Raw genomic sequence first — 9,906 nt, 5'->3', positions numbered from 1 at the left:
CATCTACGACGAGTTTGATCTGGAAGTTACCCTGGTAGCTGCGAAATAAGTTTTAGGTTGCACACCATTTTCAGCGTTTATTGAGAATGGTGTGCGATCAAAATTTAGCCAATTATTCAGATTTTTCCTCTTTCGGTGGCACATGTGGCCGAATCATCAACCTCAGCGACTGGTCATAGGTAATATAATTCCAAAGCCAGTTGATGAACACCATTACCTTGTTGCGTACCCCCAGGAGTTGGAACAAATGCACAAACAGCCAAACCAACCAGGCAAAAAAGCCCTGAAAACTAAACCATGGTAAATCAACTACCGCTTTATTCCTTCCGATTGTGGCCATGGAGCCTAAATCCCGGTAAGCAAATGTTCCTACGGGTTTTCCTTTTTGCTTCCGTATAAATGCATCCGCTAAATATTTGCCCATTTGCATGGCCACTTGTGCCACTTGAGGATGCCCTTCGGGAAATTTCTCGTCTCCACTCATCAACGCTACATCACCCAGTGCGTATACATTTTCGAGCCCAAGCACGCGGCAATTGTGGTCTATTTTGAGGCGATTGCCTGGGCCGATGGCGTCGGCAGGAAAACCTTTGAAAATAGCGCCATGAATCCCTGCTGCCCAAATCACTTTACGCGAACGAATGGTGGTTCCGTCTTTCATGGTGACGATTTCGCCATCGTAGGAGGTCACCCGGTTGTTGAGGATGACTTTTACATCCAGTTTTTGCAAAAACTCCAGGGCTTTTTTGGCCGCTTCGTCCGACATCCCCTTGAGCAGTTGATCACCACTTTGAATCAGGATGATTTCGATTTCTTCACAATTCATCTCCGGATAGTCCTTGGGGAGGATGTATTTCCGCATTTCGGCCAGTGATCCGGCAATTTCTACTCCCGTTGGGCCGCCACCTACGATCACAATGTCGATGTACCCTTGTCTTTCTTCCATGTCGGTTATGGACAAGGTCTTTTCATAATCATCCAGAATGCGGTTGCGCAAGTACAGGGCTTCTGAAACCGACTTCATAGGCAAAGCCTTGGCTGCCAAAGCGGCATTGCCAAAGAAATTGGTATCCGCTCCTGTGGCAATCACCAGGTGATCGTAGTTGACGATCCCCAATGGAGTCTGCAAGCGTTTGTTTTCGGGCTCAATCGCCGTCACTTCGGTCACGCGGATAAACACATTGCGATTGCCCTGGAAAAATTTGCGCAACGGAAACGCAATCGAGCTTGGCTCCAAACCCGCCATAGCCACTTGGTAAAACAAGGGTTGAAACTGGTGGTAATTGTTTTTGTCCAATAACACAATCTGGTAATTGGCCTTGGCCAATTTTTTTGCCAGCATCAATCCCGCAAAACCGCCGCCCACGATGACAATGCGTTCCAGATTGCTTTCGACGATATTGATTTTCATCAGGATTTTGGTTTGTTTGAGTTATGCGGATTCGAGAGCTGTTTATTTCGACATTTCAAACTGCAACTTGGCCAAGGAATTATAGGCGCCATCTTCTATGGCCGACAGTTCATCGTGCGTCCCTTTTTCGATGATCACGCCATTTTCCAGCACATAGATGCAATCTACGTCCCGGATGGTGGCCAAGCGGTGGGCGATGATGATGGACGTCCGACCGACCATGAGTTTGTTCAAGGCTTCCTGAACTACTTTTTCAGATTCCGCATCCAGGGAAGAAGTTGCCTCATCCAGCAGCAAGATGGAAGGATCTTTCAAAATGGCTCGGGCAATGGCTACCCGTTGGCGTTGGCCTCCAGAGAGTTTTACCCCACGTTCGCCCACGATGGTATCCAAACCTTCAGGAAAAGAGCTGATGAAATCCCAGGCATTGGCCTGGCGCGCTGCTTCGATGATTTCCTCGTCAGTAGCACCTGGTCGTCCGTAAGCAATGTTTTCCCGAATGGTGCCCCCAAAGAGCATCACTTCCTGTGGGACGATGGCGATGTTTTGGCGGTACAAGGTCAGGTCATAATCGTAGATGGATTGGCCATCCACCAGGATCTTGCCACTATCGGTGGTATAAAACTGCAACAAGAGCTGTACAATGGTCGATTTTCCGCCGCCACTCACGCCAACCAGGGCAATTTTTTGTCCGGCAGCAATGTCAAAACTGATCCCTTTGAGGACGGGCATATCCTTCCGACTTGGATAAGTAAAGCGCACATCCTGGTAACTGATTTCGCCTTTAAAGCGCCGCGCACTTGGCGCAGCAACCGCAGGAATCTCTATCTCTGACGGTTGATCTAAAATATCAAGAATGCGCTCAGTCGCTCCAACCGCAGATACAATCTCGGTATAAAAATTGCCCAAGCTGGCGATGGCCGTACCGATAATGCCCGTAAAAACGGCAAAATCGAGTAGGTCACCTTTCAACATTACACCCTGTTCGACCATTCTGGCAGCTTGCCAGATGATGAAAAACAAGGCACCAAACATGACAAAAATAATGAAGGCGGCAAAAAGTCCACGCATCTGAGCAGCTTTGAGCGAAATGCGTACCATTTCAGTCAGGCTTTTGCCATAGCGCAACACTTCGAAAGCTTCATTTGTATAGGCTTTTACCGTTTGGATGCTTTGCATGGTTTCTTCTACCACCACGTTGGTTGCCGCCAGTTGATCCTGCCGGGCGCGCATGAGCTTGCGGATGTAACGGCCAAAAAACATGGCGGAAACAACTACAATCGGCACAGTAGCCAGCATGATCAGCGCCAATTTGGGCATCGTAAACACGATGATGAAAACCCCACCCAAAAAGACAATGATTTGCCGGATGAATTCCGCGAGGGTAAGGGATACCACCCCTTGTACCTGGGTGACATCGTTGGTAATCCGACTCGTCAATTCACCCACCCTTCTTTCTTCCAGATAAGGGATGTCTAAGGTGACCAGTTTTTGGTACAAATCGCGGCGCAAGGCAGACATGCTCTTTTCACTGACTACCGCAAACAATTGTACCCGCAAGTACGAAAAAACGCTTTGTACCGCGAGAAGGGCAATGACGACAAAAAATGCCATATTGGTACTCAACCCGTATTTTGACTCGCCAGAAATGATGTTCAGGATTTCACCAGGAAGTTTCATGATTGCCAAAAACAATAAACTTCCGATAACCAAGAAAAACATTCCCCAGATAAAAGGCCAGCGGTAGGGGAGAACGTATTGAAAAACTTTTAAGGACCTGCGTAATCTATCGCCGTTGAGCTTGCGTTGTTCTCCTTCGGCTTGATCATTGCGGTTTTTGGCCATCGACATAATTGAAAATTGAGTTGTGTGTGTGCAAAAGTAATCGATTCAATTTACTTTAAGACTAAACGAGGTATACTTTACCTTCGGGGTTCAACGTTAGACTTCCATTGCCCTGTGAAAAGTCATCATATAAATACTCGTCCATCTGAAAAATGAGACCAATGAAGAAATTGTTGTTGGCATTAGCCCTAATTTTGCCTTTGTGTGGCTTTAGCCAGGATTTAGACTTTGGGGTTACTGGTGGTATTGCCATGTATTCAGGCGATTTAACAGCCAAAGAAATTGCTGTTTATGCAAATGATTTTAGTTGGGCAGGTGGCGTATTTTTGCGCAATCGTTTTTCGCGCTTTTTGGGCTTTCGGGCAGGATTGACTTTGGGAAAGATTCAGGGTGACGAGTTGATCAACTCCGTAAACCTCCAGAGGGGACTCAATTTTCAAAGCAACATCACCGAGTTGTCTCTATTGGGGGAATTTAATCTTTTCCATGTCAGTTATCCGCGCAACAGAACCGTCATTTCTCCTTACCTCGCATTTGGGGTGGCATTTTTTACGTTCAATCCAAAAATCAATTACAAAGGACAATTGTTGGAGTTGAGGCCACTTGGTACCGAAGGCCAAGGTTTGACTGGCTACCCAAATCGCTACAGCCGGGGGCAATTCAGTATCCCCTTTGGTGGTGGAGTCAATATTTTGATCAACGATCAGCTAACCTTGGGGGCAGAAATGATTTTTCGTTCTACTCTTACCGATTATCTGGATGACATCAGCAGCAGTCAGGTGATGTATGGCGATATTCTCACCCGCAAAGGCGAATTATCCGCAGCCATCAGCAATCCTTTGCTGGATCCAACCCGTCCAGAAAACCTGGAGGCATCCTACCGGCGCGGTGGAACCCACAACGATTGGTACATTATTCCAGCCCTAACCTTGTCCTGGCGCATCAAAAATACCGGCAAATCCAAAAGCGTGTATTCCAAATTCATGGAATGTCCGCGGTTTTAATAACGCAGAAAAATTAACTCCCCGATTTTGGGTTTTGAATAGGAAGTCGAACGGTTCATTTCAAGTGAGCTTTCTATTCAAAAGCCACTAAAAAAATCGGGGAGTAATTTTTTGCGTCATAATTGGCGCTTGTTTACATTAACTTAACGCATTTCTTAACACTGATTCGGTTTAAAATGCTTTTCTTTTGGCATTGTTAAATCGAGCAGGCTTTTTTGTTCACCTTTCTATCCAATTTAAGAAAACCCTGGAACTGTCAGCTTGCTCCCGATCAGGAAGATTTATGTACCACAAGCGCGACATTAGCTGGTTGTCCTTCAACCATCGAGTACTTCAGGAAGCCCGGGATCCCAATGTTCCCTTGTACGAGCGGATTAAATTCCTTGCCATCTACAGCTCCAACCTGGATGAATTCTACCGGGTTCGGGTATCCTCTTTGCGGCAATTCCAACGCATGGACAAGCAGGAGCGCAAATCCATGTTGGAGGTAAAACCGAAAAAGGAACTCAAAGAGCTCAAGAAAATTGTACACCAACAACAAGTCGAGTTTGGCATCATCTTTCGCAGCCAAATCATTCCTGCCCTGCGCGAAAACAACATTTTCCTGCTCAACGATCACCAACTTTTTTCTAAAGAACAGAAAGAATTTGCCAAGACTTATTTTTTAGAAAAAATTCTCCCCCATCTGCAGCACCAGCGCATGGCCGATAAAATGGATGTACCATTTCTCAAAAACCGCAGCTTGTATTTTGTGGCCCGGTTGATAGATGCGGATGAGTTTGGCCTGGTCAATATCCCTTCCGACGTATTGCCCCGTTTCATTGCCCTGCCTGGTTTGGATGGACAATTCAATGTTACTTTTCTGGATGAGATTATTCGGGGCAATTTGCACCACCTTTTTCCAGAAGGAGTACAGGCTGCGTATTCCATCAAAGTTTCGCGGGATGCGGAACTGTACATCGATGATGAGTACACCGGTGACCTTCGACAAAAAATCAAAGACAGCCTGGCCAAACGCTCCAGCGGTGCTCCCACCCGGATGTTGTACGATAGCGCAATGAGCATTGAGGAAACCAAAGAATTGAAGGAAATTTTTCAGTTGAATAAAAATGACCTGTTTCCCGGAGCGCGTTACCACAATTTCAGCGATTTTTTTGGCTTCCCGGCGCCAGACGGAAAACCCGAACTGCACGATGAGCCGATGCCGCCCCATGTGCATCCCGATCTGGAAAATGCAGCGTCCATCATCAAAGTGATGCAGCAGCAGGACGTTTTGCTGCATTTTCCCTACCAAAAATACGATTACATTCCTCAGTTGATCAAAGAAGCGGCCAATGATCCGGCGGTGACGGAGATTAAAATCACCTTGTACCGGGTGGCCAAAGATTCCTCGATTGCGAAAGCCCTGCTGGAAGCGCAGGAAAATGGCAAAAAAGTAACGGTGTTTGTAGAAGTGAAAGCCCGTTTTGATGAGGAATCCAACCTGCTATGGGGCGAAACCCTTCAAATAGCCGGGGCAAAAGTAATGTACTCCCGGCCAGGCATCAAAGTGCATTCCAAGATATTGCTCATCAGCCGCCTCGAAGCGGACGCGATCCGCTACTACGCTTACCTGGGTACGGGCAATTTTAATGAAAAAACGGCCACCCTGTACACCGACCATGCGTTGCTGACCGCCGACCCGCGCTTGTCCAACGAAGTAGCCGATGTGTTCCACCTTTTGGAAGAAACACCCTTGGTGGGTTCCTTTCACCACCTGATGGTTTCTCCAGTCAACAGCAGACAAAAGTTTGTGGCTTGTGTGGATCGGGAAATTGAAAACGCCAAAGCCGGATCGCCCGCCTGGATGATGTTGAAAATGAACAGTCTGGAAGATACCGCGATGATCGACAAATTGTACGAGGCCAGTTTGGCAGGCGTACAAATCAAACTCATCATTCGGGGCATTTGCTGTGCCATCCCGGGGCTTCCTGGGTTGAGTGAAAACATCGAAGCCATCAGCATCATCGATCGCTTTTTGGAACATGCCCGGATTTACCATTTTGCCAATGGGGGGCAGGAAGAGTTGTACCTGGCTTCGGCAGACTGGATGACCCGCAACCTTGACCGACGGGTGGAAGTGGTTTTTCCCATTTACAACCCCGATCTGAAACGGGAGCTGATCAAGTTTTTGCACATCCAATGGGCCGATAATGTCAAAGCCCGCTTGATCAATGCGGCATTGGACAACCCCCGAAAGGTCGTTTCTGAAGGCGAAATCATGGTGAGGGCCCAGAAAGACATTTATTTAAACCTGCGTACCAATCTGACAACCAATAAATAATATTTTTTTCTTTGACAGTTTTAATCCACTTTGTCACAAATCAGGAATAATTTCAGGGATTATTTAATTTTGACAAATTTTTCCCAAGTCCTGTATTACCATTTAACTAACCAATCTTAGTAACTGTGAAAGGAATTAATGATTTGAGAGATTGGGTTTTCCGCCAGGTGCATACCAAAAACCTGGTTTACAACACCTGCTGGGAAGACCCTCGTTGCGACCGCCAGTTGCTTCAATTAAACCAAGACAGTGAAGTGGTGATGATCACCAGCGCTGGTTGCAATGCCTTGGATTATTTGTTGGATAACCCTATGAAGATCAATTGTATTGACATGAACCCCCGGCAAAACGCCTTGTTGGAGCTGAAAAAAGCCAGCTTCAAAAATGCGACTTATCCGGAGCATTGGATCATGTTTGGGGATGGAGTCATGCCTGAAGCTGAAACACATTATCAGCAGAAACTGAGAAATGACCTGCCTGATTCTGCAAAAGAATACTGGGACGAAAACTGGAAATATTTCAATGGCAAAGGCATTCGCAAAAGCTTTTACCATTTCAGTACCTCTGGTACCCTGGCCTGGATTTTCAACAAGTACCTGAAAACCCGCAAAAAGCTGTACCGCCAGATCAAGATGATGTTCGATGCCCATAACCTGGAAGAACAAACCAAGATCTACAACCGCATCGAGTCCAAAATAGCCAATAAACTGGTTGAATTTGTGGTCAATCGTCACCTGACCATGTCGATGGTGGGCGTACCGCGCAGCCAGCAATTGCTTTTTGCCAAAAAATACGAGCGGGGCGCAATGGGTTTCATTCAGGAGTGTTTGCGCAAGGTGTTTACCCAAACCCCTACCCACGACAATTACTTCTACCGCCTCTACCTGGATGGCAAATACACCAAAACCTGCTGCCCCTCTTACCTGGAAGAGCAGAATTTTGAGGAGTTGAAAGAGCGCATTGACCAAATCCAGACACATACCTGCACCATCAGTGCTTTCTTGAAGGAAAATCCAGGAAAGTATTCACATTACATCTTGCTCGACCACCAGGACTGGTTGGCTGCCAACAACATTCCCGTACTTGAAGAAGAATGGCAACTGATCCTGGCCAATAGCCGCCCGGGAACGCGCATTTTGCTGCGTTCTGCCGCACACGAAGTTGACTTTTTCCCACAATTCGTGCTGGATGCCGTTGATTTTGAGCAAGAATTGACCACCAAAACCCACGGCGAAGATCGGGTAGGTACTTATGCTAGCGTGTATTTGGCAATTGTGAAATAAAACAAGAGTCGTCCCGACTTTTCGCAAGTAAAATTGGGACGACAAAATGTTCAACAATAAAGAACAATGGCTTTCGAAAAATTCGAATCGCTCTCCGAAGCAGAGCAGAACAGTACGATGCAGCGTTATTATAAGCTGCAATCCAAAATTTACGATGCTACCCGCTGGAGCTTTTTATTTGGCCGGAATCAAATCATCCGCGAAATTCCACTCGATCCGCAAGGAAGCTGGAACATCCTCGAGGTGGGTTGTGGCACCGGGTACAATCTGATCAATTTGGCCAAGCGTTTTCCGAATGCCAAACTAACCGGCCTGGACGTTTCTACCGATATGGTGGAGCTTTCCAAAAAGAATACCCTCGCTTTTGGCGAGCGGGTGAATGTGTTGGAGCAACCTTACACGCTTGGTGATACCGCCTGGAACGGACAACTGGATTTGGTACTGTTTTCTTACTCTCTGACCATGATCAATCCACAGTGGAAAGACCTGATTCTGCAAGCCAAAGCCGACCTCAAGCCTGGAGGCTACGTAGCGGTGACCGATTTTCACGATTCGCGCAACCTCTGGTTCAAAAAACACATGGCCAACAACCACGTACGGATGGACAGCCACCTGACCCCACTGCTCATCCAGGAATTCACCCCGGTGGTCAATTTGGTCAAATTGGCTTATTTGGGCGTTTGGGAGTACATGGTTTTTGTGGGAAGAAAATAAATTGTTTTGGAGTGTTATGCATAAAAATTAATAATGCAAGCTAGCATTGAAGAACTGACCGAGGTCATCGAAACCCGTCCAGATTATGCCGACGCCTATTTCAATCGGGCGGTATTGTATACCACGGAGCGCCGCTATGAAGAGGCCATGGCCGACTACGCGAAAGCCATCGAACTGAATCCGACCGATACCGGAGCTTACAACAATCGGGGCAATCTGTACATCTTTTTCAATAAATCGGAAGAGGCAATTGCTGATTTTGATAAAGCCATCGAACTCAATCCGCATGACCCAGACGCCTATTACAACCGTGCCATCCTGTATACGGAAATGGGGCAATTGGAGGAAGCGCTGGAAGATTACGATGCAGCCCTGGAAAAAAACTTTCAGGATCCTGCCTTGTATTTTAATCGGGCCATGGTGCTGTTGCGCCAAGGGGATTGGGAAAATGCCCTGGATGATTTGGGGCAAACCATCAAACTGCGTCCCGATCACGCCGATTCTTACGTAGCGCGTGCCAACCTGTACACCGATCTGAGTCGCTACCAGGAGGCCATGAACGATTACACCACGGCCATCCGCATTCGACCACAGTTTTTGGTGGCACATTTCAACCGCGCCAATTTGCTGTACGGATTGGGCTACCACGAAGAGGCATTGAAGGATTACGATAAAGTGCTGGAGATAAATCCCAAGGAAAGCAATGCCTGGATTTCGCGGGGCAACCTGCTTGATGACCTGGAGCGCTACGAAGAAGCCCTGGCCGATTATGGACAAGCCATTGAATTGCTCCCCGATGGTACCGATGCGCGCTTCAACCGCGCCATTGTCTACAAAAAACTCGAGCAATACGATGAAGCGCTTGCCGATTATTCCAAAATCATTGAATTGAACCCCCAGGAAGCAGAAGCCTACAACAACCGGGGCAATCTACTCGGCGACCTTGGGCAATTTGAAGAAGCCTTGCAAGATTACGATCGCGCCCTCGAAAACCGGCCTGAATATGCCGAAGGCTACATCAACCGCGCCATCCTGCTCAAATCATTGGGACGCATCGGCGAAGCCAGAGAAGATTATGAAAAAGCCCTAAGCCTCAACCCGGATCTTCGCGGAGTTATTGAGGTATAGCATTTACAAAGAGTAAAATTGAGTTGTGGAAAAACTGGATTACTCCTCATTTTTGCAAAATTTGAGGAATAATTCAGTTTTTTTTTGTAAATATTAATTTGTAGTAAAAATATCACTATATTTAGCATAGAGAGTATCATCTTACACATTAATTATAATGGATTTAGGAACAGTTTCTGACCTTTCGTGCTCTTCGAA

General features: G+C 46.8%; 7 protein-coding genes. 5 read left to right on the top strand and 2 right to left on the bottom strand.

Features of this window, described 5'->3' with window-relative positions; all coding sequences use genetic code 11:
- Window positions 1-112: 112 nt before the first annotated feature.
- Together ABW391_RS25365 and ABW391_RS25360 are read right to left on the bottom strand one after the other, a co-directional pair.
- Window positions 113-1,411: an NAD(P)/FAD-dependent oxidoreductase gene (locus tag ABW391_RS25365; protein ID WP_353484704.1), complete on the bottom strand. Its 1,299-nt coding sequence runs from the start codon at window positions 1,409-1,411 to the stop codon at window positions 113-115.
- Between the two features lie 42 nt (window positions 1,412-1,453).
- Window positions 1,454-3,256: an ABC transporter ATP-binding protein gene (locus ABW391_RS25360; RefSeq protein WP_353484710.1), complete on the bottom strand. Its 1,803-nt coding sequence runs from the start codon at window positions 3,254-3,256 to the stop codon at window positions 1,454-1,456.
- Window positions 3,257-3,417: 161 nt separating this feature from the next.
- Between ABW391_RS25360 and ABW391_RS25355 the strand changes: the two genes are divergently transcribed.
- The 5 genes from ABW391_RS25355 to ABW391_RS25335 all read left to right on the top strand — a co-directional run bounded on the left by ABW391_RS25355 (window position 3,418) and on the right by ABW391_RS25335 (window position 9,708).
- A complete protein-coding gene (locus ABW391_RS25355; RefSeq protein ID WP_353484703.1) occupies window positions 3,418-4,260 on the top strand; it encodes a DUF6089 family protein in 843 nt (280 codons plus the stop codon).
- 187 nt (window positions 4,261-4,447) lie between these two features.
- Window positions 4,448-6,583 (top strand): polyphosphate kinase 1, encoded by a 2,136-nt coding sequence (gene ppk1, locus ABW391_RS25350; protein WP_353484702.1) that lies wholly within the window; start codon window positions 4,448-4,450, stop codon window positions 6,581-6,583.
- Window positions 6,584-6,708: 125 nt separating this feature from the next.
- The gene (locus tag ABW391_RS25345; RefSeq protein ID WP_353484701.1) at window positions 6,709-7,866 is read left to right on the top strand and encodes a BtaA family protein; all 1,158 of its coding nucleotides are present in this window, start codon (window positions 6,709-6,711) and stop codon (window positions 7,864-7,866) included.
- A 66-nt stretch (window positions 7,867-7,932) separates the two neighbouring features.
- The gene (locus ABW391_RS25340; protein ID WP_353484700.1) at window positions 7,933-8,580 is read left to right on the top strand and encodes a class I SAM-dependent methyltransferase; all 648 of its coding nucleotides are present in this window, start codon (window positions 7,933-7,935) and stop codon (window positions 8,578-8,580) included.
- Window positions 8,581-8,613: 33 nt separating this feature from the next.
- On the top strand, window positions 8,614-9,708 hold the full coding sequence (locus tag ABW391_RS25335) for a tetratricopeptide repeat protein (RefSeq protein WP_353484699.1): 1,095 nt from the start codon (window positions 8,614-8,616) through the stop codon (window positions 9,706-9,708).
- Window positions 9,709-9,906: the final 198 nt, after the last annotated feature.

Origin of the sequence: Haliscomenobacter sp., from assembly GCF_040403615.1 — a bacterium.
Taxonomy (GTDB): Bacteria; Bacteroidota; Bacteroidia; order Chitinophagales; family Saprospiraceae; genus Haliscomenobacter.
This window is presented reverse-complemented; position numbering and strand designations above follow the sequence as displayed.